The 23,373-nt window shown below is 63.0% G+C and carries 21 protein-coding genes; 12 read left to right on the top strand and 9 right to left on the bottom strand.

The genetic code is table 11. From position 1 onward, the window contains the following. Positions 1-101: 101 nt before the first annotated feature. Positions 102-1,625 (bottom strand): fumarate hydratase, encoded by a 1,524-nt coding sequence (locus IAE40_RS21155; protein WP_054893801.1) that lies wholly within the window; start codon positions 1,623-1,625, stop codon positions 102-104. A gap of 241 nt (positions 1,626-1,866) precedes the next feature. On the opposite strand from IAE40_RS21155, the gene IAE40_RS21150 reads away from it, so the two are divergent. Beyond that, positions 1,867-2,787 (top strand): iron-sulfur-binding ferredoxin reductase, encoded by a 921-nt coding sequence (locus IAE40_RS21150; protein WP_200603809.1) that lies wholly within the window; start codon positions 1,867-1,869, stop codon positions 2,785-2,787. Positions 2,788-2,888: 101 nt separating this feature from the next. Here IAE40_RS21150 and pyk read toward each other — a convergent pair whose 3' ends face one another. Beyond that, on the bottom strand, positions 2,889-4,343 hold the full coding sequence (pyk, locus tag IAE40_RS21145) for a pyruvate kinase (protein ID WP_054893799.1): 1,455 nt from the start codon (positions 4,341-4,343) through the stop codon (positions 2,889-2,891). A 238-nt stretch (positions 4,344-4,581) separates the two neighbouring features. Here pyk and IAE40_RS21140 point away from each other — a divergent pair, with 238 nt between their 5' ends. The 3 genes from IAE40_RS21140 (at position 4,582) to sbcB (ending at position 6,925) form a co-directional block, all read left to right on the top strand. After that, positions 4,582-4,965, top strand: coding sequence for a hypothetical protein (locus IAE40_RS21140; RefSeq protein WP_054893798.1), 384 nt, complete (start codon positions 4,582-4,584; stop codon positions 4,963-4,965). A 114-nt stretch (positions 4,966-5,079) separates the two neighbouring features. After that, a complete protein-coding gene (locus IAE40_RS21135; RefSeq protein WP_054893797.1) occupies positions 5,080-5,439 on the top strand; it encodes a PilZ domain-containing protein in 360 nt (119 codons plus the stop codon). 49 nt (positions 5,440-5,488) lie between these two features. Continuing rightward, positions 5,489-6,925 carry an exodeoxyribonuclease I gene (sbcB, locus tag IAE40_RS21130; RefSeq protein WP_200603808.1) on the top strand — a complete coding sequence of 479 codons (1,437 nt, stop codon included), beginning with the start codon at positions 5,489-5,491 and terminating at the stop codon, positions 6,923-6,925. Between the two features lie 56 nt (positions 6,926-6,981). Here sbcB and mvaT read toward each other — a convergent pair whose 3' ends face one another. Continuing rightward, positions 6,982-7,359, bottom strand: a complete 378-nt coding sequence (gene mvaT, locus IAE40_RS21125; RefSeq protein WP_063545971.1) for a histone-like nucleoid-structuring protein MvaT — start codon at positions 7,357-7,359, stop codon at positions 6,982-6,984. Positions 7,360-7,652: 293 nt separating this feature from the next. On the opposite strand from mvaT, the gene purU reads away from it, so the two are divergent. Together purU and IAE40_RS25785 are read left to right on the top strand one after the other, a co-directional pair. Further along, a complete protein-coding gene (purU, locus tag IAE40_RS21120) occupies positions 7,653-8,504 on the top strand; it encodes a formyltetrahydrofolate deformylase (RefSeq protein WP_200603807.1) in 852 nt (283 codons plus the stop codon). Between the two features lie 15 nt (positions 8,505-8,519). Beyond that, the gene (locus IAE40_RS25785) at positions 8,520-8,753 is read left to right on the top strand and encodes a hypothetical protein (protein ID WP_234465201.1); all 234 of its coding nucleotides are present in this window, start codon (positions 8,520-8,522) and stop codon (positions 8,751-8,753) included. On the opposite strand, the gene IAE40_RS21115 is transcribed toward IAE40_RS25785, so the two are convergent. The 4 genes from IAE40_RS21115 to IAE40_RS21100 form a co-directional block, all read right to left on the bottom strand. Continuing rightward, the gene (locus IAE40_RS21115) at positions 8,659-9,651 is read right to left on the bottom strand and encodes a lysylphosphatidylglycerol synthase transmembrane domain-containing protein (RefSeq protein WP_153773162.1); all 993 of its coding nucleotides are present in this window, start codon (positions 9,649-9,651) and stop codon (positions 8,659-8,661) included. The genes IAE40_RS25785 and IAE40_RS21115 overlap by 95 nt on opposite strands. Next, positions 9,648-10,412, bottom strand: coding sequence for a DUF2334 domain-containing protein (locus IAE40_RS21110; RefSeq protein WP_200603806.1), 765 nt, complete (start codon positions 10,410-10,412; stop codon positions 9,648-9,650). Before IAE40_RS21110 ends, IAE40_RS21115 begins: the two co-directional genes overlap by 4 nt. Next, complete coding sequence (locus tag IAE40_RS21105; RefSeq protein ID WP_125931518.1) at positions 10,405-11,526, bottom strand: glycosyltransferase family 4 protein; 1,122 nt, start codon at positions 11,524-11,526, stop codon at positions 10,405-10,407. The genes IAE40_RS21110 and IAE40_RS21105 overlap by 8 nt, the downstream gene beginning before the upstream one ends. A gap of 192 nt (positions 11,527-11,718) precedes the next feature. Beyond that, on the bottom strand, positions 11,719-13,593 hold the full coding sequence (locus IAE40_RS21100; protein ID WP_197891900.1) for a methyl-accepting chemotaxis protein: 1,875 nt from the start codon (positions 13,591-13,593) through the stop codon (positions 11,719-11,721). Between the two features lie 168 nt (positions 13,594-13,761). Here IAE40_RS21100 and IAE40_RS21095 point away from each other — a divergent pair, with 168 nt between their 5' ends. Further along, a complete protein-coding gene (locus tag IAE40_RS21095; RefSeq protein WP_200603805.1) occupies positions 13,762-15,237 on the top strand; it encodes a helicase HerA-like domain-containing protein in 1,476 nt (491 codons plus the stop codon). Between the two features lie 58 nt (positions 15,238-15,295). Here the strand turns inward: IAE40_RS21095 and IAE40_RS21090 are convergent, their stop codons facing one another. Together IAE40_RS21090 and IAE40_RS21085 are read right to left on the bottom strand one after the other, a co-directional pair. Further along, the gene (locus IAE40_RS21090) at positions 15,296-16,768 is read right to left on the bottom strand and encodes an inorganic phosphate transporter (RefSeq protein WP_054893788.1); all 1,473 of its coding nucleotides are present in this window, start codon (positions 16,766-16,768) and stop codon (positions 15,296-15,298) included. Positions 16,769-17,083: 315 nt separating this feature from the next. Then, positions 17,084-17,284 (bottom strand): hypothetical protein, encoded by a 201-nt coding sequence (locus IAE40_RS21085; RefSeq protein ID WP_081255307.1) that lies wholly within the window; start codon positions 17,282-17,284, stop codon positions 17,084-17,086. A gap of 414 nt (positions 17,285-17,698) precedes the next feature. Here IAE40_RS21085 and pcaR point away from each other — a divergent pair, with 414 nt between their 5' ends. The 5 genes from pcaR (at position 17,699) to pcaF (ending at position 23,371) form a co-directional block, all read left to right on the top strand. Next, positions 17,699-18,568 (top strand): pca regulon transcriptional regulator PcaR, encoded by an 870-nt coding sequence (pcaR, locus tag IAE40_RS21080; protein WP_153773157.1) that lies wholly within the window; start codon positions 17,699-17,701, stop codon positions 18,566-18,568. Between the two features lie 302 nt (positions 18,569-18,870). Then, positions 18,871-20,217, top strand: coding sequence for an MFS transporter (locus tag IAE40_RS21075; protein ID WP_063545964.1), 1,347 nt, complete (start codon positions 18,871-18,873; stop codon positions 20,215-20,217). A 327-nt stretch (positions 20,218-20,544) separates the two neighbouring features. Beyond that, complete coding sequence (locus tag IAE40_RS21070; protein ID WP_054893784.1) at positions 20,545-21,393, top strand: CoA transferase subunit A; 849 nt, start codon at positions 20,545-20,547, stop codon at positions 21,391-21,393. Beyond that, positions 21,390-22,169 (top strand): CoA-transferase subunit beta, encoded by a 780-nt coding sequence (locus tag IAE40_RS21065; protein ID WP_054893783.1) that lies wholly within the window; start codon positions 21,390-21,392, stop codon positions 22,167-22,169. The genes IAE40_RS21070 and IAE40_RS21065 overlap by 4 nt, the downstream gene beginning before the upstream one ends. Continuing rightward, positions 22,166-23,371: a 3-oxoadipyl-CoA thiolase gene (pcaF, locus tag IAE40_RS21060; RefSeq protein WP_197891932.1), complete on the top strand. Its 1,206-nt coding sequence runs from the start codon at positions 22,166-22,168 to the stop codon at positions 23,369-23,371. The genes IAE40_RS21065 and pcaF overlap by 4 nt, the downstream gene beginning before the upstream one ends. Positions 23,372-23,373: the final 2 nt, after the last annotated feature.

The raw sequence follows: 23,373 nt of genomic DNA, 5'->3' as shown, positions 1-23,373 counted from the left end.
GTCGTTCCCCCCCCCCCCCCCCCCCCCCCCCCCCCCCCCCGCGGGCGCCCCCCCCCCCCCCCCCGGGGGCGCTGCTGTTTCAGCCTGGGATTAAAGCAGTCTTACTTCACTTCAACAGCCAGGCTCTGGGCAATCTTGTTCTGCCACAGCGCAGGGCCGGTGATGTGCACCGACTCGCCATTGCTGTCCACCGCGACGGTGACCGGCATGTCCTTGACGTCGAACTCGTAGATCGCTTCCATGCCCAGTTCGGCGAACGCAAGGACCTTGGACTTGCGAATCGCCTGTGCCACCAGGTACGCGGCGCCGCCAACGGCCATCAGGTAAACGGCCTTGTTGTCCTTGATCGCCTCGATGGCGGTCGGGCCGCGCTCGGATTTGCCGATCATGCCCAGCAGGCCAGTCTGTTCCAGGATCTGCCGGGTGAACTTGTCCATGCGCGTGGCAGTGGTTGGGCCTGCAGGGCCGACCACTTCGTCACCGACCGGATCGACCGGGCCGACGTAGTAGATGAAGCGGCCTTTCAGATCCACCGGCAGCTCTTCGCCACGGTTGAGCATTTCGACCATGCGCTTGTGTGCAGCGTCACGGCCGGTGAGCATCTTGCCGTTGAGCAGGATGGTCTCGCCCGGTTTCCAGCTGGCGACTTCTTCGGGGGTGATCTCGTCGAGGTTGACGCGACGTGCGCTCGGGCCGGCTTCCCAGACGATTTCCGGGTAGGCATCCAGCGACGGCGCTTCCAGCTCTGCCGGGCCGGAGCCATCGAGCACGAAGTGGGCGTGACGGGTGGCGGCGCAGTTGGGGATCATGCACACCGGCAGCGAAGCGGCGTGGGTCGGGTAGTCCATGATCTTGACGTCGAGCACGGTGGTCAGGCCGCCCAGGCCCTGGGCGCCGATGCCCAGCTGGTTGACCTTCTCGAACAGCTCCAGGCGGATCTCTTCGATGCGGTTCTGCGGGCCACGGGCTTTCAGTTCATGGATATCGATCGACTCCATGAGTACTTCCTTGGCCATGACTGCGGCTTTCTCTGCTGTACCGCCGATGCCGATGCCCAGCATGCCAGGCGGGCACCAGCCAGCGCCCATGGTCGGGACGGTCTTGAGCACCCAGTCGACGATCGAGTCGGACGGGTTGAGCATGGCCATCTTCGACTTGTTCTCCGAACCGCCGCCCTTGGCTGCGACGTCGACTTCGACCTTGTCGCCGGGCACGATGGAGTAGTGGATCACCGCAGGGGTGTTGTCCTTCGTGTTCTTGCGGGCACCGGCCGGGTCGGCCAGGATGGAGGCGCGCAGGACGTTTTCCGGCAGATTGTAGGCGCGGCGCACGCCCTCGTTGATCATGTCGTCCAGGCTCATGGTCGCGCCGTCCCAGCGCACGTCCATGCCAACGCGCACGAACACGGTGACGATACCGGTGTCCTGGCAGATCGGGCGGTGGCCGGTGGCGCACATGCGCGAGTTGATCAGGATCTGGGCGATGGAGTCGCGGGCAGCGGGCGATTCTTCACGCAGATAGGCTTCGTGCATCGCCTGGATGAAATCGACGGGGTGGTAGTACGAGATGAATTGCAGGGCGTCGGCAACGCTCTGAATCAGGTCGTCTTGCTTGATCACGGTCATGCAGCGCGCTCCTCTTAAAGACGGGAACATTCGTAAAGGCATCGACACAGCCGACCAGCGCGTCGAAAGGCCTTGCAAGGCGCACCGGCAGGTCAGGCCGGCACAAAAAGGGCGCGGCAGTATAGCGCGGCTGCCCGTGGGAAACACCTGCGAGTGGTCTGGACCATGGTCGGCCGCTGCCAGGCATCGTTCTTGCTGGCGCTCTGTACAATGGCAACAGACTTCAGGAGACCCTTCGTACATGCCCGATCTTCGTGTGGGCGAGCGCTGCATCAGCGTTCCAACCGGCAGCAACCTGCTCGATGCCCTCAATGGCGCCGGCCTGAACGTGCCCTACAGTTGCCGGGCCGGCAGTTGCCACGCCTGCCTGGTGCGTTGCGTCGATGGCGAGCCGCAGGACGCCCGGCCCGAAGCCTTGCCGGACGACAAGCGTGAGCAGGGCTGGCGATTGGCATGCCAATGCCGGGTGGCCGGCGATATGCGGGTTGCCGTGTTCGATCCCTTGACCGACGGCCTGCCTGCGAAGGTGATTGAGGTCGATTGGCTGGGCGATGTGTTGCGTCTGCGGCTGCGACCCGAGCGTGGCTTGCGCTATCGGGCCGGCCAGCATCTGGTGCTGTGGCTGGGGTCGGTGGCGCGACCTTATTCGCTGGCAAGCCTGCCGGGCGAGGATGAATTTCTCGAATTTCATATCGACTGCCGACGTCCAGGCGCCTTCTGCGACCAGGCGCGGGGCTTGAAAATTGGCGACCAGATGGTTCTGGGGGAGCTCAGAGGGGGCGCGCTGCACTACGACCCCGACTGGCAGGAGCGGCCGCTGTGGTTTCTGGCGGCAGGTACCGGCCTAGCCCCGCTGTGGGGCGTTGTGCGAGAGGCTTTGCGTCAAGGCCATCGGGCAGAAATCAAGGTGATGCATGTGGCACGCGACGCTGCCGGGCATTACCTGCAACCCGCGCTGCACCAGATGCATGGCATCGATGCCGAATGCGTGCTGCAGGAACATCTCGAGGAGGCGCTTGCCAGCTTGCGTCCGACCTCTCGCCAGACCATCGCTTTGCTCTGTGGATCGCCCGCAAGTGTCGAGCGCTTCGCGCGCAGACTGTTCATCGCCGGTGTGCCGAGAAATCAGGTGTTGGCTGACGTGTTCGTCGAGCATGCCTGACGTTCTTGCAGCCGCGGCCTATCGCGGGCTACCAAAAAAAAGACCGCTCCGAAGAGCGGTCTTTTTTGGGGGCGCCTGAGGCCGTTGCCACGGCTTAGGCATCAACCAACCAGCGGATCACCGACGTGCAGGATCTTCATGCCGTTGGTGCCACCGATGGTGTGGTAGCTGTCGCCCTTGGTCAGGATCACCCAGTCACCCTGTTCGACCAGCCCACGCTTGAGCAGCTCGTCGACAGCCGCCTGGCTGACCTTGTCGGCCGGCAGCGAAGCCGGATCGAAGGCGATCGGGTAGACGCCACGGAACATCGAAACGCGGGCCTGGGTCGCGCGGTGCGGCGACATGGCGAAGACCGGCACATGCGAGCGCAGCCGCGACATGATCAGCGGGGTGTAGCCGCTTTCGGTCAGGGCGATGATCGCCTTCACGCCAGGGAAGTGGTTGGCGGTGTACATCGCCGCCAGGGCGATGCTCTCGTCGCAGCGCTCGAAGGTGGTGTGCAGGCGGTGGCTGGACTTCTGGTTGGTCGGGTGCTTCTCGGCGCCCAGGCAGATGCGCGCCATGGCCTGCACCGCTTCGATCGGGTACGAGCCGGCGGCGCTTTCGGCCGACAGCATCACCGCATCGGTGTTGTCCAGCACGGCGTTGGCCACGTCGGATACTTCGGCGCGGGTCGGCATCGGGTTCTGGATCATCGACTCCATCATCTGGGTCGCTACGATCACCGCTTTGTTGTTGCGGCGCGCGTGCTGGATGATCTTCTTCTGGATGCCGATCAGCTCGGCGTCGCCGATTTCCACGCCGAGGTCGCCACGGGCAACCATCACCGCGTCGGAAGCAGCGATCAGGCCGTCGAGGGTTTCGTCGTCGGCAACGGCTTCGGCACGCTCGATCTTGGCCACCAGCCAGGCGCTGCCGCCGGCTTCGTCACGCAGCTTGCGTGCGTATTCCATGTCCTTGGCGTCACGCGGGAAGGAGACGGCCAGGTAGTCCAGGTCCATTTCCGCGGCCAGTTTGATGTCGGCCTTGTCTTTTTCGGTCAGGGCCGGTGCAGTCAGGCCGCCACCCTTGCGGTTGATGCCCTTGTGGTCGGACAGTGGGCCACCGACGATCACCACGCAATGCAGCGCGTCGGCAGTAGCGGTTTCGACGCGCATGACCACGCGACCGTCGTCGAGCAGCAGCTCGTCACCTACACCGCAGTCCTTGACCAGGTCGGGGTAGTCGATGCCGACGATATCCTGGTTGCCTTCGGTGAGCGGGTGGGCGGTGGAGAAGGTGAACTTGTCACCGATCTTCAGTTCGATGCGCTTGTTGCTGAACTTGGCGATACGAATCTTCGGACCTTGCAGGTCGCCCAGCAGTGCGACGTGGCGGCCGTTCTTGGCGGCGATGTCGCGGATCAGGCGAGCGCGGGCCTTGTGCTCGTCCGGAGTGCCGTGGGAAAAGTTCAGACGTGCCACGTCCAGGCCGGCGAGGATCAGTTGTTCGATCACTTCCGGCGAGTTGCTGGCGGGGCCCAGGGTGGCGACGATTTTGGTACGGCGGATGGTCATGCACAGACTCCTATAGTGAAGCGCAGCGAAAGGCTACTCCTCAATTGAGCTGTAGTCATTGTTCCGTTGCACTACCTTGCAGGTTGGCGAGAGGGCGGTTGCACCGTCGGCAGCACCCTACAAGCAGCAGGTTACAGGTAGACGCTTGCCGCCGGGCGTCTGCGGGATGAAGCGTGCATCGGCGCGCTGAAGAAATCGGGGCGCAGGCCGATATACTGCCCATCAAAGGAGAATTCCCATGCGAGCCCTGATCGTGTTAACCATGGCGGCCAGTGTCGTCGGCTGCACCCGTTGGTCCATGGACCATCACCTGAACAACGCCTACCGTGCCTACGACCGTGGCGATTGCCAGCGCGTGATGCTGGAGCTGTCGCAGGTCGATCGCACCAGCCGTGCCCGCCCGTTCATCCATCCGGAAGTGGCGATGCTGCGTGGCCAGTGCCTGGAGCGGCAGAAACTCTATGTCGATGCAGCGCAGACCTACCAGTTCCTGATTCAGCGCTACCCGCAGAACGAGTATGCCTACCGTGCCCAAGCGCGCCTGCAGACCCTGGAGCAGCTAGGCCATCTGCGTGGTGAGCCTGCGGTGACCCGCCCTGCGCCGACTACCCCTTTGCGTTAATACCAAGGTGACAATGATTTCATCCGGGCCGCCGCTCAGGCTAAGCTAGGCTGTAAAGTAGGTGTAACGCTCACCGCCAGTACCTGGTCTTCCTGGCATAGGGTACGGAGAATCATGTTCATCGAACGTCAGATCGATCGTCATCAACTGCCTTACGTGCTCAAGGTCTTCAACCGGTTGACCGATCAGGAGATTGGCTACCTGGGGAATGCCTCCGAGGATGGGGTCATGGTGATCAGCCAGCTCCCGATCATGGTCGGCCCGGATTTCGAGCTGCAATTGCGTGTGCCGCTGGCAGGCGGTGGCCATCAGTTCATCAATCTCACCGCCAGTTGCCTGTGGAGCCGCGAGGACCAGACCCCGGGGCATTACGATGCCGGTTTCATGCTGTTACAGGCGCCGCGCGAGTACGAGGAGTTCGTGCGCTCGCTGCGCGACTTCTTCAGTTTCAGGCCGATGAACGAGTCGGCCTGAAGGCGTTCCTCCGGTAGACTCGTCCGCGAACTTTGTACAGGACGACACCGTGAGCTCCAGCATCTTCTGGCACGACTACGAAACTACCGGTATCAATCCGCGCTGCGATCGGCCGTTGCAGGTTGCAGGCGTACGCACCGATTTCGAACTCAACGAGATCGACGAACCGGTCAACCTGTATTGCCGCCCCTCCGACGACATCCTGCCGCACCCCGCTGCCTGCCTGGTAACCGGTATCACCCCTGAACAATTGATCGCCAAAGGCCTGGGGGAAGCGGAGTTCATGACCAGGGTGCATGAACAGTTGTCGCGCCCCGGCACCTGTGGCGCAGGCTACAACACCTTGCGCTTCGATGATGAAGTCACTCGCTACAGCCTCTACCGCAACTTCTTCGACCCCTACGCCCGTGAGTGGCAGGGTGGCAACAGCCGCTGGGACTTGATCGATGTAGTGCGTACCGCCTATGCCCTGCGCCCGGAGGGTATCGTCTGGCCGCAGCAGGACGGACGCACCAGCCTGCGCCTGGAGTTGCTGAGCAAGGCCAACGGCATCGACCACGGCCACGCCCACGAGGCCTTGTCCGATGTCCGGGCCACCATCGCGCTGGCTCGTCTGATTCGCCAACGCCAGCCCAAACTTTATGAATGGTTGTTCCAGTTGCGCAGCAAGCACAAAGTCATGGAGCAGATTCGCCTGCTCCAACCGCTGGTGCATATCTCCGGGCGCTTCTCCAGCGAACGTAGTTACCTGGGGGTGGTATTACCCTTGGCCTGGCACCCGCGTAATCGCAATGCACTGATTGTGTGCGACCTGCACATGGAAACCTTGCCTTTAATAAGGGAAAGTGCCGAGGTATTGCGTTCGCGTTTGTACACGCGGCGCGAGGAGTTGGCTGACGGCGAATTGCCGGTTCCGCTGAAGTTGGTGCACATCAACAAGTGCCCGGTGGTGGCGCCATTGAACGTATTGCGCCCGGTCGATCAACAGCGACTGGGTCTTGATATGTCGCTTGTTCAGTCTCGCGCCGAACAATTGATGCAGCAGCATGACGCGTGGCGGGACAAGCTGGAGAACGTTTACAGCGCTGATGAATTCGCACCCAGCGAAGATCCTGAGCAACAGTTGTACGAGGGATTTCTCGGGGATCGTGATCGGCGCCTGTGCGAGCAAGTTCGTTTGAGCGAGCCGCGACAGTTGGGGCAGGGGCACTGGATGTTCGATGATGCGCGCATGCCCGAGCTATTGTTTCGTTATCGAGCGCGCAACTTTATCGACACGCTGAACGAACAGGAGCAACAACGCTGGCATCGCTTCTGCCAGCAGCGCCTGAGCGATCCGCAGCTGGGAGCGCCCAACACCCTGGGCGATTTCGAGCAGGCGGCGCAGGCGAGTCTGGCCAATGCGGACGACGCCGGGCGGCAGGTGCTGGAGGCCTGGCTGGCGCATGCCGGGAAACTGCGAATGCACTATGGGTTGGCAGAATAAATAAAAACGCCGGCGATCAGCCGGCGTTTTGTTGAAGCCATACGCAATTGTCTGGATCAGTCCAGCAGGGTTGCCCAGCTTTCAACCACGTCACCACCCCACTTGGCTTTCCATTCTTTCAGGGTCTTGTGGTTGCCGCCTTTGGTTTCAATCACTTCACCGTTGTGCGGGTTTTTGTATTGCTTGACCTTGCGAGCACGTTTGGTGCTGGTGGTCTTGGCAGCGCCACGCGGGGCCTTGCTCAGTTTGGATTCCGGGTCGAGCAGGGCAATCACGTCACGCAGCGACTTGGAGTATTCGCCCATCAGTGCGCGCAGTTTGCCTTCGAATTCCAGCTCTTTCTTCAGCTTGTCATCTTGCGACAGGTTGGCGAGGCGAGCTTGAAGTTCCTTGATAGCTTCTTCGGTGGCGCGGTATTCGTTGATCAGGGACATGGAGTGTTCCTTGGTGAATGTACAGAGAGACAGTGGGCCAATAATAGACAGGCGATACTCGCAAGTAAACAATTAATAAGGGTGTGAAATGTCGAATCATTGTGACGCAACAATAAGAATGCGTCGGTAAAGAAAAATTTACATATTGCCTTATGCCTATCTTCTCACCTCATCCGCCAGCCCGCGGAGGGTCCAGGGCGGCATTGAGCCGCCACACAGGCCAATGGTTACTGCCTTTTTCACGGCAGATGGCTAGAATGTGCGCCTTTGCGAAGTTTTCCGGAGTCTGATCCATGCGCACCTATCGTCTGACGATTGCCTGCCCCGACCGTGTCGGCATCGTGGCAAAAGTCAGTAACTTCCTGGCCTTGTACAACGGCTGGATCAACGAAGCCAGCCACCATTCCGACGAGCAGAGCGGGTGGTTCTTCATGCGCCATGAAATCCGCGCCGAATCGCTGCCATTCGGTATCGAGGCCTTCCGCGAGGCCTTTGCGCCGATCGCCGAAGAGTTCTCGATGAGCTGGAATATCACCGACTCGGCGCAGAAGAAGCGCGTGGTGCTGATGGCCAGTCGCGAGTCGCACTGCCTGGCCGACCTGCTGCACCGCTGGCACACCGATGAACTGGACTGCGATATCCCGTGCGTGATCTCCAACCACAACGACCTGCGCAGCATGGTCGAGTGGCACGGTATTCCGTTTTTCCACGTGCCGGTCGATCCCAAGGACAAGGCCCCGGCCTTCACCGAAGTTTCGCGCCTGGTTGCCGAGCATGGTGCTGATGTGGTGGTACTGGCGCGCTACATGCAGATCTTGCCGCCACAGTTGTGCCAGGACTACGCGGGGCGTGTGATCAACATCCACCACAGCTTCCTGCCATCGTTCGTCGGCGCCAAGCCCTACCACCAGGCTGCACTGCGCGGTGTGAAGCTGATCGGTGCCACTTGCCACTATGTCACCGAAGAGCTGGACGCAGGTCCCATCATCGAGCAGGACGTGGTGCGTGTGAATCATGCCGACAGCATCGAGGATATGGTTCGCTTCGGTCGTGATGTGGAGAAAATGGTGCTGGCGCGCGGTTTGCGCTACCACTTGGAAGACCGCGTGCTGGTTCACGGCAACAAGACCGTGGTCTTCGACTGACCGGAGCCCGCCCAGATGGCCGATCCGCGTGACAAGGCTGGCGCCCAGCCTCCGCCGACACTCGGTGAAGGCTGCCTGGCGCGCTACGATCCCGAGGCGTTGAGCGACGAAGACGGTACCGAGTTCGAAGGTGCCGCCGAGCTCTGGGAGCAACTCAACCCGCCTGACGCCGCCAGCGCTCCAGCAACGGGCGCGCCAGCAGGCAGACGAACACCGGCCCCCCGGCAAGCAGATAGAAGTAGTAAGTGACGGCGCGCCAGATCAGGATCGCCGCCGCCGCTGTCGAGCTGCCCACCAGTGGCGACAGCAGGGTCGCCGACGTCAGCTCGGCGGCCCCTGCGCCGCCTGGCAGCAGGCTGAACTGGCCGGCACTGAGCGAGAGCATCTGCACCAGGAAGCTCGGTATCCACGACAGCTCCACCCCCAGCCCCCTCAATACCAGATACAGCACGCTGTAGCGCAAGCTCCAGTGCGCGCAGGTGAGGGCGAATACCAGCGCCAGCGTGCGCTTGGGCAGGCGCCAGGTTTCGGCCAGTGCCCGGATGAAGCGCAGCAGCCTACGTGCCCAGCGCCGACGACGGCTTGTCGACAAACCCAGGCGTTGCAACAGACGGCCGTTCCAGCGCATCACGCCACGACGGCAGCGCAGCAGCACGACGATTGCCGCCAGCACGCCACACAGCAAGGCGGCACTGCCCAGCAACATGCTTTCCTGGCTGCGGCCCAGGCTGTGGAACAGGGCGTAGCCGGCGATGGCCAGCATGGCGCAGAAGAAGAACAGCAGGTCGTTCAACTGATCCATGGCGAACACTGCGCCGCTGCGGGCGGGGCCAATGCGTTCGCGGGCCAGCAGTGTCATCAGGGTCAAAGGGCCTCCGCTACCGCCGGGCGTAGTGCAGATGGCGAATTCGGTCGCCATCACCACACCCAGGCTGCGTACTCTGCCCAGTTGCGCGCCCTGCTGGCCGAGCAGCAAGCGCAGGCGCACGGCGTTGATGATCCAGCACAGCAGAATCATGCCTAGCAGCGTTGCCATCAGCCCAGGGTCGAACGTCTGCAGGCGCGGCAACAGTTGGCTGCCGCCGAGCAAACCCGGCACCAGCACGGCGAGCACCAGTGCCAGCCCCAGCCAGGCGAGGCGGTTCATGGGCAGGTCCTGCGCTCCAGCCAGGCGGATTTGGTCAGAGGCTCACGCCCTTGCTCGATCAATTCACGCAGGGTGCGCAACCAATAGTTGCGTGCGCTGGCATGGCGCATATCCACCGGATGCAGGCCCAGGCGCAGGGTTTCGGCCTGGCGCCAACGTCGAGCCTGCCAGTCACAGAGCACCCGTGACATACCGCGGCGCCATGCACTGCGGGCGCTCCAGACCAGTCCGGGAGCTTCGATCGCGGTGAAGTCCGGCAGCCGATAAAGGTGCTGCGGTGTGCTGGTGTAGCGCAGCGGCAGGCGGCGCAGGGCTTGGCGGGTGCCTTCGCTCATCAGCCAGGCGGGCGCGACGAAGCCTGCGACCGGCCAGCCCTGGCTGGCGAACAGGGCCAGGCCCGCCTCCAGACGTTGCAGGGCTTCGCGCTGCTCCAGCGCATAGAACTCGCCCTCATGGGTGTAGATCCGGCGCATGAAGTACTCGGCAGGCCCGCGTGGGGCAGGGCCATCGTCGGCGTGGTAGAAACCGTGCAGCGCCAATTCGTCGCCGCGCGCCAGGCGCCGATCGAGCAGGCGGCAGAAGTCGGGGGAACGGGCCAATGCGTTGCGGTGGTGGAAGTCCGGGACCACCAGCCAGGTCATGGGCACGTCGCCCATTGCATCGACGGCTTCGACGAAGGGGCGGTAGTCGGGCCAGGTTTCGGGCGCGACATCGTGCAGCACCAGCATCAGGCTACGCGAATCGGCGGGCGCTTCACGCATGGGCGCGTACCTGTGGCGACAGGCCAAGCACGGCCTGGTAGTGCAGCAGCAGGCCATCGACCACGCTGTCCCATGAGTAATGCTGCTCCACATGGCGACGGGCCTGGGCGCCGAGGGGGCGCACGCCGGCTTCGAAGATTTCGCGCACTGCCCCGGCCATTGCCTGGCTGTCGTTGGCCTGGCACAGGCGCCCGCACTGGTCGTTGACGATCTCGCCGAAAGCCCCGGCGCGCACGGCGACCACCGGTGTGGCGCTGGCCATGGCCTCGAGTATCACCAGGCCAAAGGTTTCCTGGTCGCCGGCGTGCAGCAACAGGTCGGCACTGGCGAGCAGGCGGGCCACTTCATCGGCGGGGCAGAAGTGGTCGATCACGCTGACGTTGTCCGGCACGTTGGCCGGCATGTTCGAGCCGACCAGCAACAGGTGGTAATGGCGACCCAGGTGGCCCATGCACTCGAGCAGCACTGGCAAGTTCTTCTCCCGCGAGCCGCGACCGGCGAAGACGAGCAGACGAGTGGTGTCGGGAAGGCCGAGCTGGGCCCGCAGGTGCGGATCGCGCCTGTCGGGGTGGAAGGTATTCAGGTCGACCCCCAGGGGCTGTACATGCACATCCCGCACGCCAAGACGGCGCAGTTTGTCGGCCATCACCTGGCTCGGCGCCAGCACCCGGTCGAAATTGCCGTAGAGCTTGCTGACATAGGCTTCGACATTGGGGGTGAACCAGTTGCCCATGCGGTTGCTGACCAGCAATGGCAGGTCGGAGTGATAGAAGCCGATCACCGGCACGTCCAGCTTGCGTCGCGCTTCAAGGGCGGCCCAGGCGGTGAGGTAGGGATCGCCGACCTCGATCAGGTCAGGCTTGAGGCGGCGTAGCTCGTTGCACCAGGGCGTCAGGCGTACCGGAAAACGGTAGCCCTTGCCGAACGGCAGGGGCGGCGCGGGCACCTGGTAGATGCCATTGGCATCACGGGCGCTGGGGCCGGGGATCAGCAGACTGTGGCGTACGCCGGGCATGGCGTCGAGGCGATGGTGTTTGGCATCAAGATAGGTCCGTACACCGCCGCTGGCCGGGGCGTAGAACATGGTGATGTCAGCGATGTGCACGATCAGCATCCCTCCGGGATCGTCTTCGGGTCTGTCATCCGGCGGTAACAGACCGACGGTGACGCGCCTAAAGATTGACCTTTATGAAGGATAGTTTGTTCGATCGGGATTGGGCGGCGGGGCGTCCTGGCTTGCCCGCTGCGGGAGCGGGCGAGTCGGGATACCCCGCCGCTCCCACAGGTGCTGCACAGCGCTCAGGCGTCAGATGCGGAAACTGCCCACCAGTTGCTTGAGGCGTGCGGCCTGCTGTTCCAGATCGGAGCAGGCGCGCAGGGTGGCCTGCAGGTTTTCCACGCCCTCCTGGTTGAGCGTGTTGATCTCGTTGATGTCCATGTTGATCGACTCCACCACCGAGGTCTGTTCCTCGGTGGCGGTGGCCACCGACTGGTTCATGCCGTCGATCTCGCCAATGCGCTGGGTCACACTGCCCAAGCGCTCGCCGGCCTGGTTGGCGATCTGCACGCCGTCCTGGCTGTGGCGTTGACTCTGGTCCATGGTCTCGACCGAGGTGCGGGCGCCGACCTGCAACTCCTCGATCATCCCCTGGACCTGCTGCGCCGATTCCTGGGTACGGTGGGCGAGGTTGCGCACCTCGTCGGCCACCACCGCGAAGCCGCGGCCGGCCTCACCGGCGCGGGCGGCCTCGATGGCCGCGTTCAGCGCCAGCAGGTTGGTCTGTTGGGAGATGCTGGTGATGACCTCGAGGATCTGGCCGATGTTGACGGTCTTGTCGTTGAGGGCCTCGATATGCGCACTGGAACTGACGATCAGCGCCGACAGGCGGTTCATCGCCTGGATATTGTGCTCGACCACCTGCTGCCCTTCTTCGGCGAGCAATCGGGCAGAGCTGGCATGCTGCGAGGCTTGTGCGGCATTGCCGGCGATTTCCTGGGCCGCGGCGCCCAGCTCGTTGATGGCGGCGGCGACGCTGTTGGTGCGGTTGGCCTGCTCGTCCGAGTTGAGCATCGAGGAGTTGGAGGCGCTGACCACCCGCAGCGCCACTTCGTTGACCTGCTCGGTGGCCGAGGAGACTTCGCGAATCGAGCTGTGCACCCGTTCGACGAAGCGGTTGAATGCGCTGCCGAGCACACCGAACTCGTCATGGTTATGGATGTTCAGGCGCTTGGTCAGGTCGCCTTCACCTTCGGCGATGTCCTCCATGGCACGGGTCATGGTGTGCAGCGGTTGCATCAGCACGCGGATCAGCAGGCCGAGCAGGGCGATGATGATGACCACCGCCACCAGCGTGGCTATCACCGCCGAGTTACGGAAGGTGCTGAGCATGCTGAAGGCTTTGTCCTTGTCCACCGACAGGCCGATGTACCAGTTGGCCGAAGGCAGGCCCTGGATGGGGGTGAAGGTGAGCAGTCGCGCCTGGCCGTCGACCTGCACCTCGGTCAACTCGCGGGACAATTTCGGGGTGTTCTGTGGGAAGGCCTCCGACAGCGATTTCATCACCAGGGCATTGTCCGGGTGCACCAGGATCTTGCCCTGGTCGTTGACCAGGAACGCGTAGCCCATGCCGCCGAAGTTCAACGAGTTGATGATCTGTACCAGGCCGTCCAGCGCCAGGTCGCCGCCGACCACGCCGACATCGCTGGAAACCTTGTCGAGGATGCCCATGACCATCTTGTTGGTGGTCATGTCGATGTAGGGTTCGGTGAGGAGAGGGCTGCTGGCGGCCATGCCATCCTTGTACCAGGGGCGTACGCGCGGGTCGTAGCCGTCGGGCATCTTGCTGTCGGGGCGCACGCTGAAGCTGCCGTCGACCTTGCCCAGGTAGACCGTGAGGAAACTGGAGATCAGCGCCTGTTGCCCCATCAGGGTTTCGGCATCGGCCGGATGCTGGGCGATATTCTGCGCAAGGTTTTCCACCAGCCGGATCCGCCCTTCGAACAGGTTACGGATCGTGGTGGACGTGGACTGGCCCATTTCTGCCAGGTAACTCTCCAGATTGGCGCGAATGGCATTACGCTGGAGATAGTCGTTGTACAACGTGAACAGCGCAAAGGCCAGTATCACGATCAGAGAGGCCGCCAAGAGAATCTTGTGGCTGAAACGAAGGCTTTTGTTCATGACGTCGTCGGGTCCGCTAAGGTTTTATCGGGTCGCTCGCACGAAGCACAGCAGAAAACAGTGCAACAATCCGGTGAGCCTTGGTGGGTTGTGTCCTGTATTTCGGGTCAATATCGCCTCTGCATATCGGCCGCTTTTAGGCAAAGCTTGAGAAGAGGATGAAATAAGATGTCGGATTCTTCGCAAATCGTTGTAGGTGCCGGTCTAGACGGCATGCCGGTCAGCCAGGCCATGCGCTTGGCCAACCGCCATGGACTGGTCGCCGGAGCGACCGGCACCGGCAAGACCGTGACCCTGCAGCGTCTGGCCGAGGTGTTCAGCGACGCGGGTGTGGCGGTGTTCGCGGCAGACGTGAAAGGAGACCTGTGTGGCCTGGGGGCGGCGGGTTCGCCCCAGGGCAAGGTGGCCGAACGCATTGCCGGGATGCCGTGGCTCGCCCACCAGCCCAAGGCCTACCCGGTGAGCCTGTGGGACATCGCCGGGCAGAGTGGTCATCCGTTGCGCACTACCCTCAGCGAAATGGGCCCGTTGCTGCTGGGCAACCTGCTTGAACTGACCGACAGCCAGCAGGCGGCACTCTATGCGGCGTTCAAGGTTGCCGACCGCGAGGGGCTGTTGCTGCTGGACCTGAAAGACCTCAAGGCGCTGCTCGGGCATCTGAAGGACAACCCGCAGCTGCTGGGCGAGGACGGCGCGCTGATGACCACCGCTTCGACCCAAGCCTTGCAGCGGCGCCTGGCCACGCTGGAACAGCAGGGGGCCGAGGCGTTGTTCGGTGAGCCGGCGCTGCAACTGGAGGATCTGCTGCGGGTCGATAGCGATGGCCGCGGGCGCATCCACCTGCTTGACGCCAGCCGCCTGGTGCACGAGGCGCCAAAGGTCTATGCGACCTTCCTCCTGTGGCTGCTGGCCGAGCTGTTCGAGCAACTGCCGGAGCGCGGCGACGCCGACAAGCCGGTGCTTGCGCTGTTCTTCGACGAAGCGCACCTGCTGTTCAACGGGACACCCAAGGCCCTGCAGGATCGCCTGGAGCAGGTGGTGAGGCTTATCCGTTCGAAGGGTGTGGGGGTGTACTTCGTTACCCAGTCCCCGGGCGACCTGCCCGATGCCGTGCTGGCGCAGTTGGGCTTGCGCATCCAGCATGGACTGCGGGCCTTCACTGCCAAGGAGCAGAAGTCGCTCAGGGCCGTGGCCGACGGTTTTCGTCCCAATCCTGCCTTCGATACCCTGACGGTGCTCACCGAACTGGGGATCGGCGAGGCGTTGGTGGGCACCTTGCAGGACAAGGGGACACCAGAGGTCGTCCAGCGCGTGCTGGTGGCGCCGCCGCAATCGCGGATTGGCCCGCTCACCACGGCGGAGCGCAGTGCACTGATCGCGCAGTCGCCTCTGGCAGGACGTTATGACAAACCGATCGACCGTGAGTCGGCCTATGAATTGCTGACCCAGCGCAAGGGCGAGCCGGTGGAGCCGGCGCCTCAGCCCAAGGCTGACGCAGACAGTCTGGCGGACAAGGCGGGTGAATTCTTGCAGAGTGCGGCAGGGCAGGCGATCAAGTCGGCGGTGCGCCAGGCCGCCAACCAGTTGGGCAGGCAACTGGTGCGAGGCTTGATGGGATCTTTGCTGGGAGGCAAGAAGCGCTGAGTTTCCCCAAGGCATGAAAAAGGCGCCGTCGCGGGCGCCTTCTTCAATGCTGCAGGTGTCAGCCGATCGCTTTGGAGGCGAGCCAGAACAGGCCAGCCGCCAGGCCCATCGAGGCTGGCAGGGTCAGTACCCAGGCCAGCAGGATGGTCTTCACCGTGCCGCCTTGCAGGCCGCTCTTGTTGGCGACCATGGTCCCGGCAACACCCGACGACAGTACGTGGGTGGTCGAGACCGGCAGGCTGAACACGTTGGCCATACCGATGGCGCAAGCTGCGGTGATCTGTGCCGACATGCCCTGGGCGTAGGTCATGCCCTGCTTGCCGATCTTCTCGCCAACGGTCAGTACCACACGCTTCCAGCCGACCATGGTGCCCAGGCCCAAGGCCAGTGCGACGGCGACGATCACCCAGAACGGGGCGTATTCGGTGGTTGCGGTGAGGTCCTTGCGCAGTTTTTCCAGGTCGGCCTTCTCGCGGCTATCCAGCCCTGGCAGTTTTCCGACCTTTTTCGCAGTGTCGTCCAGGCACAGCAGGTAACGACGGACTTCCACACGCTGTTCGGCGTTCAGGTCACGGTAGTCGGTCACGCCCTGGAGCGAGGTCTGCAGCGCGGCAATGGTTGGCTCGGTCTGTTGCGGGTTGCAACTGAACTGCTCCGGCAGGTCGTTCGACTTGGCCTTGCCCAACGCCAGGAACTCGCCAAGCGTGGCGGCATTGCGCTGGTAGAACTGGCTCATGTGCAGGGTGGCGTCGCGGGTGCGCTCGATCTGGTAGGTGGTGCTGTTCAGGTCGAGAACGAACTTGGCCGGGACGATACCGATCAGCACCAGCATGATCAGGCCAATGCCTTTCTGGCCGTCGTTGGAGCCGTGCACGAAGCTCACGCCCATGGCCGAGATCACCAGCACCAGGCGGTTCCAGAAGGGGGGGTGCTTCTTGTCGTCGAGCTTGCGGCGCTGGTCGGGGGTCTTGTGCATCTTCGACAGCGGGCGCCACCATTTCAGGCCAATCAGCACCAGTGCGGCAACGGCGAAGCCGGCCATGGGCGAGACCACCAGCGACATGGCGATGTCGATCGCTTTCTGCCAGTTCACGCCGTCACCCAGCGGGATGTCGCTGAGCAGTGCGTTGGCCAGGCCAACCCCGAGAATCGAGCCGATCAGGGTGTGCGAGCTGGACGCCGGGATACCGAAATACCAGGTTCCCAGGTTCCAGGTGATGGCGGCGGCGAGCAGGGAGAAGACCATGGCCAGGCCATGCCCGGTGTTCACGTTGATCAGCAGCTCGACCGGCAGCAGGTGCACGATGGCATAGGCCACCCCGACACCGCCGAGCAGAACCCCGAGGAAGTTGAACACACCCGAGAAGAACACGGCCAGGTGCGGCGGCATGGCTTTGGTATAGATGACGGTGGCTACCGCGTTGGCGGTGTCATGAAAGCCATTGATGAACTCGAATGCGAGCACGAAGGTGAGGGCGAGCACCAGGCTCACGGCTACCCAGGCATCCAGTCCGCTGAATAAATCGATCATGAAGGTTTTCTGGCGGTCGTAGGGGGGCCGGATTATGCCAGAAAACCATGGCAATCGATGCACCCGTGACAGACAGATGGCAGCTTTTCTAATGCGGCCATGCCGGTTCGGCGGTAGGAAGCAAAGCGAAATCGACGAATAAAAAACCGTTAATTTCGTTGAAATGCAGCGAATACGCGATCAATCGAAGGGTTTCACGGGATTCAAACGATTGTATGAAATTTGTGTAATTCCATTTCATCATCGTCGATTGCAGAAAAAGCGCACGGCGCCATGGCGTTCAGCGCCATGGCGCATTGCGATCACGCCCTGAGCTCAAGGCTCTTCGGGGCGCCGTTCCTTTTCCATCTTCTCCAGTTCCTCGGAGAAGGCTTGGTCAAGGAGGCTGGCACGTTTGCGCCAGGGTTTGCGTTCCGGTTCCGGTTGGGCAGCATAAGTGGTGACTTCACCACCATAAACATCCTTGTAACGTTCTGCCTGGCGCTCGAGTTCGGCGCGCAGTTCATCTTTCGTCACAGTATCGACCTGATAAATTGAAGAGGTTCTCGGTACGGGCGTGTAACACGCGGTGCGCGTGGATCCATTCCCTGCGTGCATACAGACCCGGGCGCCGAATTATAACCGTCGAATCACCAATGGCCACGGCCTTTACTCAAGCCTGATTGTGCAGTGGGAAGTTGACCCGTTGTACTTGGGAAGTTGGAGGCGACGTACCGAGTAAAGTTCGGATAAACAGTGCAGAAATGAAAACGGCCTCGCTGGTAAGCGAGGCCGCTGCCTTTAGTCTTCTACGGTGGGTACCTGACCAGTCTCTCCAAAGAAGCCACAAGGGCATGAGAAAGGTATAAGCAAACGTGTCGGCGGTCAATTGCGATTATCGGCCGCTTGTTCGATAATCGCACGAAGCGCCGTTTTTTTTGAGGTCTGCCGATGAACGATGAAACCAACGCTTCCACGCCCAGCGATCCGCAGCGTGCCGTCTCGCCTTCCCTGGCACCGCCGATCGTCGCATCGCCGGCCAAGCGCATTCAGGCGTTCACCGGCGACCCCGACTTCATGACGTCTCTGGCCCGGGGGCTGGCGGTGATCCAGGCCTTCCAGGAGCGCAAGCGCCATCTGACCATTGCCCAGATCAGTCACCGCACGGAAATCCCCCGCGCCGCAGTGCGTCGTTGTCTGCACACCTTGATCAAACTCGGTTACGCCACGTCCGACGGACGTACCTATTCGTTGCTGCCCAAGGTGCTGACGCTGGGACATGCCTACCTTTCCTCGACGCCGCTGGCCGTCTCGGCCCAGCCCTACCTGGACCGTATCAGCGAGCAACTGCACGAAGCGGCGAACATGGCGACCCTCGAAGGCGACGACATTCTCTACATCGCCCGCTCGGCGACGGTGGAGCGTCTGATTTCGGTCGACCTGTCGGTGGGTGGCCGCCTACCGGCCTATTGCACCTCCATGGGCCGAATCCTCCTGGCGGCACTGGACGACACCAGCCTGCGCGAGTACTTCGAGCGCGCCGATCTCAAGGCTCGAACCAGCCGCACCTTGCATGAGCCCGAGTCGCTGTTCGCCTGCATCCAGCAGGTGCGCGCCCAGGGCTGGTGTGTGGTCGACCAGGAGCTGGAGCAGGGGTTGCGCTCGATCGCCGTGCCGATCTATGACGCTTCAGGGCAAGTGCTGGCAGCACTGAATGTCAGCACCCACGTCGGACGGGTGACGCGCAACGAACTGGAACAGCGCTTCTTGCCCATACTGTTGTCGGCCAGCCGCGATCTTTGCCATCAGTTGTTCGGTTGAGCGTCTGGGATGGCGCGCCGCCGCAATAGGTGGACAAGCGGTAGAACTATTCTTGTGCGATAAACGCACAATGTCGTTCCTCGTGAATTGCGCCCGCCGCAGGTGCTGATTAATGTTTCTCGCAACGGTCGGCGCTGCCGACCGGACAATAACAACACGAGACAAGCCCATGACCACTGTCCCCTCGCTGCCTTGCGCAGTTGCATCGTTACCCAGCTGATTTCAACGCCCGTACCGGTTTCTTTAGCCCTGCGCCTTTTGGTCGCAGCGGTGTACCCGCGCCCATCTTCTGGATAACAACAATGAACAAACCGCAAACTGCTGTCGGCAACTGCCTCGATGTACAGTCGTTCATCAACGACCAGCCGCTGTCCCGCTATCAATGGCGGGTGGTGATCCTGTGCTTCCTGATTGTCTTCCTCGATGGCCTGGACACCGCAGCGATGGGGTTCATCGCTCCGGCGCTGTCCCAGGAGTGGGGGATCGACCGTGCCAGCCTGGGCCCAGTAATGAGCGCCGCACTGATTGGCATGGTCTTCGGTGCCCTGGGTTCCGGGCCGCTGGCAGACCGCTTCGGTCGCAAGGGCGTGCTGGTCGGTGCGGTACTGGTGTTCGGCGGTTTCAGCCTGGCCTCGGCGTACGCCAGCAATGTCGATCAACTGCTGGTGCTGCGTTTCCTGACAGGCCTCGGCCTGGGTGCTGGCATGCCCAATGCCACGACCCTGCTGTCCGAATACACCCCGGAGCGCTTGAAGTCGCTGCTGGTGACCAGCATGTTCTGCGGCTTCAACCTGGGCATGGCCGGTGGTGGCTTCATCTCTGCCAAGCTGATCCCAGCCTACGGCTGGCACAGTCTGCTGGTGCTGGGCGGTGTGCTGCCGTTGCTGCTGGCGGTGGTGCTGCTGGTGTGGTTGCCGGAGTCGGCGCGTTTTCTGGTGGTGCGCAATCGCGGCACCGACAAGGTGCGCAAGACGCTTGCCCCGATCGCTCCGGCCGTGGTTGCCCAGGCTGCGAGCTTCAGCGTACCGGAGCAGAAGGCCGTGGCTGCGCGCAACGTCTTCGCGGTCATCTTCTCTGGCACATATGGCCTGGGCACCGTGCTGCTATGGCTGACCTACTTCATGGGCCTGGTGATCGTCTACCTGCTGACCAGTTGGCTGCCGACGCTGATGCGCGACAGTGGCGCCAGCCTTGAAACGGCAGCCTTCATCGGTGCGCTGTTCCAGTTCGGCGGCGTACTCAGCGCCGTGGCGGTGGGCTGGGCGATGGACCGCTTCAATCCGCACAAGGTCATCGGCATCTTCTACCTGCTGGCCGGGGTGTTTGCCTACGCGGTGGGTCAAAGCCTGGGCAACATCACGTTGCTGGCTATTCTGGTGCTGGTCGCGGGGATGTGCGTGAACGGAGCACAGTCGGCGATGCCTTCGCTGGCAGCGCGCTTCTATCCGACCCAGGGGCGTGCCACGGGGGTGTCGTGGATGCTGGGCATTGGCCGTTTCGGCGCGATTCTCGGAGCCTGGAGCGGGGCGACGCTGCTGGGGCTGGGCTGGACTTTCGAGCAGGTGCTGACCGCGCTCCTGGTGCCGGCCGCGCTGGCGACCGTCGGGGTTATCGTCAAAGGCTTGGTGAGTCACGCTGACGCCACCTGATCAGGCCTTGGGGGGGGGCTTTTCGCGGGCAAGCCCGCTTCCACAGGGATGGACTGCCCCCAAGAAGTTGGACACAAATCCAACCCTTGGGGCAGTCGAGGGATTGGGCTGGCCTTTAGATTTTGAGCAAGACAGTTACTCCCTTGTGGGAGCGGGCTTGCCTGCGAAAAGGTCGCCACCCGTCATCATCGGTAACGCATTCAAACCGTTCGATAACCGCACAAAAGGTCGATTATCGGATTGTTTCCCCACCCCCGGTCTCCTTAATCTGAGCCCATCGCAGCGACGCTGCACTCAAACCCGACTCAGCCTGACCAGGAGTCTCCAATGGCAGCAATCCTCTCGCTTCATGATGCCGTGAAGCAGTTCGTCCACGACGGCGACAGCGTTGCCCTCGAAGGTTTCACCCACCTGATTCCAACCGCCGCCGGTCACGAAATCATCCGCCAGGGCAAACGCGACCTCACGCTGGTGCGCATGACGCCGGACCTGATCTACGACCAACTGATCGGTGCCGGTTGTGCGCGCAAACTGATCTTCTCGTGGGGTGGCAACCCTGGGGTCGGCTCGCTGCATCGCCTGCGCGACGCCGTGGAGAAACAATGGCCGCACGCGATCGAGATCGAAGAGCACAGCCATGCCGACCTGGCCAACGCCTACGTTGCCGGCGCCTCCGGCCTGCCGTTCGCGGTATTGCGTGCCTACGCCGGCTCCGACCTGCCCAAGGTCAACCCGCTGATCAAGTCGGTCACTTGCCCGTTCACGGGCGAAGTGCTGGCTGCCGTGCCTTCGGTTCGCCCGGATGTCACCGTGATCCACGCGCAGAAAGCCGACCGCAAGGGCAACGTGCTGCTGTGGGGCATCCTCGGGGTGCAGAAGGAAGCGGCCCTGGCCGCCAAGCGCTGCATCGTCACAGTCGAGGAAATCGTCGACGACCTGCAAGCGCCGATGAACGCCTGCGTACTGCCGACCTGGGCGCTCAGCGCAGTGTGCCTGGTACCGGGCGGCGCGCACCCGTCCTACGCCCATGGCTACTACGAGCGCGACAACCGCTTCTACCAGGCCTGGGACCCGATCGCGCGCAACCGCGAATCCTTCACGGCCTGGATCGACACCTACATCCGCGGTACCACCGACTTCACCGAATTCAAGCGCAAGCTGGAGGCTGAACAATGAGCTACTCCACCTCCGAAATGATGACCGTGGCCGCGGCCCGTCGCCTGCGTAACGGCGCCGTCTGCTTCGTGGGGATCGGCCTGCCGTCCAAGGCCGCCAACCTGGCGCGCCTGACCTCGTCGCCTGACGTGGTGCTGATCTATGAGTCTGGCCCGATCGGTGCCAAACCGAGTGTGCTGCCGCTGTCGATCGGCGATGGCGAGTTGGCCGAGACCGCTGACACCGTGGTGCCGACCGGCGAGATCTTCCGCTATTGGCTGCAGGGCGGTCGTATCGATGTGGGCTTCCTCGGCGCCGCCCAGGTCGACCGCTTCGGCAACATCAACACCACCGTGGTCGGTGACTACCACGCGCCCAAGACTCGCCTGCCGGGCGCGGGCGGTGCGCCAGAGATCGCAGGCTCCGCCAAGCAGGTGCTGATCATTCTGAAGCAGTCGCCGCGCGCTTTCGTCGACAAGCTCGACTTCATCACCTCGGTCGGGCACGGCGAGGGCGGCGATTCGCGCAAGCGCCTGGGCCTGCCCGGCGAGGGGCCGGTGGGCATCATCACCGACCTGTGCATCATGGAGCCGGAAGTCGGCACCCACGAATTCGTCGTTACCTCGATCCATCCGGGCGTGACCCGCGAACAGATCGTCGCCGCCACCGGCTGGGCGATTCGCTTTGCCGATGACGTGCAGGCCACCGCCGAGCCGAGCGAGACAGAATTGACCGCTCTGCGTGATCTTGAAGCCCGTACTGCAGCAGCCCATGGCCAGAGCGCAGGAGAAGCCTGATGCGTGACGTATTCATCTGCGACGCGATCCGTACCCCGATTGGCCGTTTCGGCGGCGCCTTGGCTGGTGTGCGCGCCGACGACCTGGCGGCGGTGCCGCTCAAGGCGCTGGTCGAGCGCAACCCGCAGGTTCGCTGGGATCAGCTCGACGAAGTGTTTCTCGGCTGCGCCAACCAGGCCGGCGAGGATAACCGCAACGTCGCGCGCATGGCGCTGCTGCTGGCTGGCCTGCCCGAGAGCATTCCCGGCGTGACCCTCAACCGCCTCTGCGCTTCGGGCATGGATGCGGTCGGCACGGCGTTTCGCGCCATCGCCAGTGGCGAGATGGAGCTGGCCATCGCCGGTGGCGTCGAGTCGATGTCTCGCGCGCCGTTCGTGATGGGCAAGGCCGAGAGTGGCTACTCGCGCAGCATGAAGCTTGAAGACACCACCATCGGCTGGCGCTTCATCAACCCGTTGATGAAGGCGCAGTACGGTGTCGATGCCATGCCTGAGACTGCCGACAACGTTGCCGACGATCAGCGGGTCTCGCGTGCCGACCAGGATGCCTTCGCCCTGCGCAGCCAGCAGAAGGCCGCCGCCGCCCAGGCAGCAGGTTTCTTCGCCGAAGAGATCGTGCCGGTGCGTATCGTCCACAAGAAGGGCGAAACCCTGGTCGAGCAGGATGAACACCTGCGCCCGGACACCACCCTGGAAGCGTTGGCCCGGCTCAAACCGGTCAATGGCGCGGACAAGACCGTCACTGCTGGCAATGCGTCGGGTGTGAACGATGGCGCCGCGGCGCTGATCCTGGCATCGGCCGATGCGGTGAAGAAACACGGCCTGACCCCACGTGCCCGTGTCCTGGGCATGGCCAGTGCCGGCGTGGCGCCGCGGGTGATGGGCATAGGCCCCGTGCCTGCGGTGCGCAAGCTCACCGAGCGCCTGGGTATCGCCGTGGCTGATTTCGATGTGATCGAACTCAACGAAGCCTTTGCCAGCCAGGGCCTGGCGGTGCTGCGCGAGCTGGGCGTGGCGGACGATGCGCCACAGGTCAACCCCAATGGCGGAGCGATCGCCCTGGGGCATCCGCTGGGCATGAGCGGCGCGCGGCTGGTGCTGACGGCGCTGCACCAACTGGAAAAGAGCGGCGGGCGCAAGGGCCTGGCAACCATGTGTGTCGGCGTGGGGCAGGGGTTGGCGCTGGCCATCGAGCGGGTTTGACC

The sequence above is a fragment of the Pseudomonas sp. S44 genome (assembly GCF_016624805.1).
GTDB classification, from domain to species: Bacteria; Pseudomonadota; Gammaproteobacteria; order Pseudomonadales; family Pseudomonadaceae; genus Aquipseudomonas; species Aquipseudomonas machongensis.
This window is presented reverse-complemented; position numbering and strand designations above follow the sequence as displayed.

What these genes read in the sequence shown, in the direction of transcription:
- mvaT (WP_063545971.1), bottom strand. Translation starts at nt 7,359, where the DNA reads ATGTCCCTGATCAACGAATACCGCGCCACCGAAGAAGCTATCAAGGAA.
- IAE40_RS21110 (WP_200603806.1), bottom strand. Translation starts at nt 10,412, where the DNA reads ATGCGTGAAGCGCCCGCCGATTCGCGTAGCCTGATGCTGGTGCTGCAC.
- IAE40_RS21075 (WP_063545964.1), top strand. Translation starts at nt 18,871, where the DNA reads ATGAACAAACCGCAAACTGCTGTCGGCAACTGCCTCGATGTACAGTCG.
- pcaR (WP_153773157.1), top strand. Translation starts at nt 17,699, where the DNA reads ATGAACGATGAAACCAACGCTTCCACGCCCAGCGATCCGCAGCGTGCC.
- IAE40_RS21140 (WP_054893798.1), top strand. Translation starts at nt 4,582, where the DNA reads ATGCGAGCCCTGATCGTGTTAACCATGGCGGCCAGTGTCGTCGGCTGC.
- IAE40_RS21150 (WP_200603809.1), top strand. Translation starts at nt 1,867, where the DNA reads ATGCCCGATCTTCGTGTGGGCGAGCGCTGCATCAGCGTTCCAACCGGC.
- IAE40_RS25785 (WP_234465201.1), top strand. Translation starts at nt 8,520, where the DNA reads ATGGCCGATCCGCGTGACAAGGCTGGCGCCCAGCCTCCGCCGACACTC.
- pyk (WP_054893799.1), bottom strand. Translation starts at nt 4,343, where the DNA reads ATGACCATCCGCCGTACCAAAATCGTCGCCACCCTGGGCCCCGCCAGC.
- IAE40_RS21070 (WP_054893784.1), top strand. Translation starts at nt 20,545, where the DNA reads ATGGCAGCAATCCTCTCGCTTCATGATGCCGTGAAGCAGTTCGTCCAC.
- IAE40_RS21105 (WP_125931518.1), bottom strand. Translation starts at nt 11,526, where the DNA reads ATGCTGATCGTGCACATCGCTGACATCACCATGTTCTACGCCCCGGCC.
- IAE40_RS21065 (WP_054893783.1), top strand. Translation starts at nt 21,390, where the DNA reads ATGAGCTACTCCACCTCCGAAATGATGACCGTGGCCGCGGCCCGTCGC.
- IAE40_RS21095 (WP_200603805.1), top strand. Translation starts at nt 13,762, where the DNA reads ATGTCGGATTCTTCGCAAATCGTTGTAGGTGCCGGTCTAGACGGCATG.
- IAE40_RS21115 (WP_153773162.1), bottom strand. Translation starts at nt 9,651, where the DNA reads ATGAACCGCCTCGCCTGGCTGGGGCTGGCACTGGTGCTCGCCGTGCTG.
- IAE40_RS21155 (WP_054893801.1), bottom strand. Translation starts at nt 1,625, where the DNA reads ATGACCGTGATCAAGCAAGACGACCTGATTCAGAGCGTTGCCGACGCC.
- IAE40_RS21135 (WP_054893797.1), top strand. Translation starts at nt 5,080, where the DNA reads ATGTTCATCGAACGTCAGATCGATCGTCATCAACTGCCTTACGTGCTC.
- IAE40_RS21090 (WP_054893788.1), bottom strand. Translation starts at nt 16,768, where the DNA reads ATGATCGATTTATTCAGCGGACTGGATGCCTGGGTAGCCGTGAGCCTG.
- IAE40_RS21100 (WP_197891900.1), bottom strand. Translation starts at nt 13,593, where the DNA reads ATGAACAAAAGCCTTCGTTTCAGCCACAAGATTCTCTTGGCGGCCTCT.
- purU (WP_200603807.1), top strand. Translation starts at nt 7,653, where the DNA reads ATGCGCACCTATCGTCTGACGATTGCCTGCCCCGACCGTGTCGGCATC.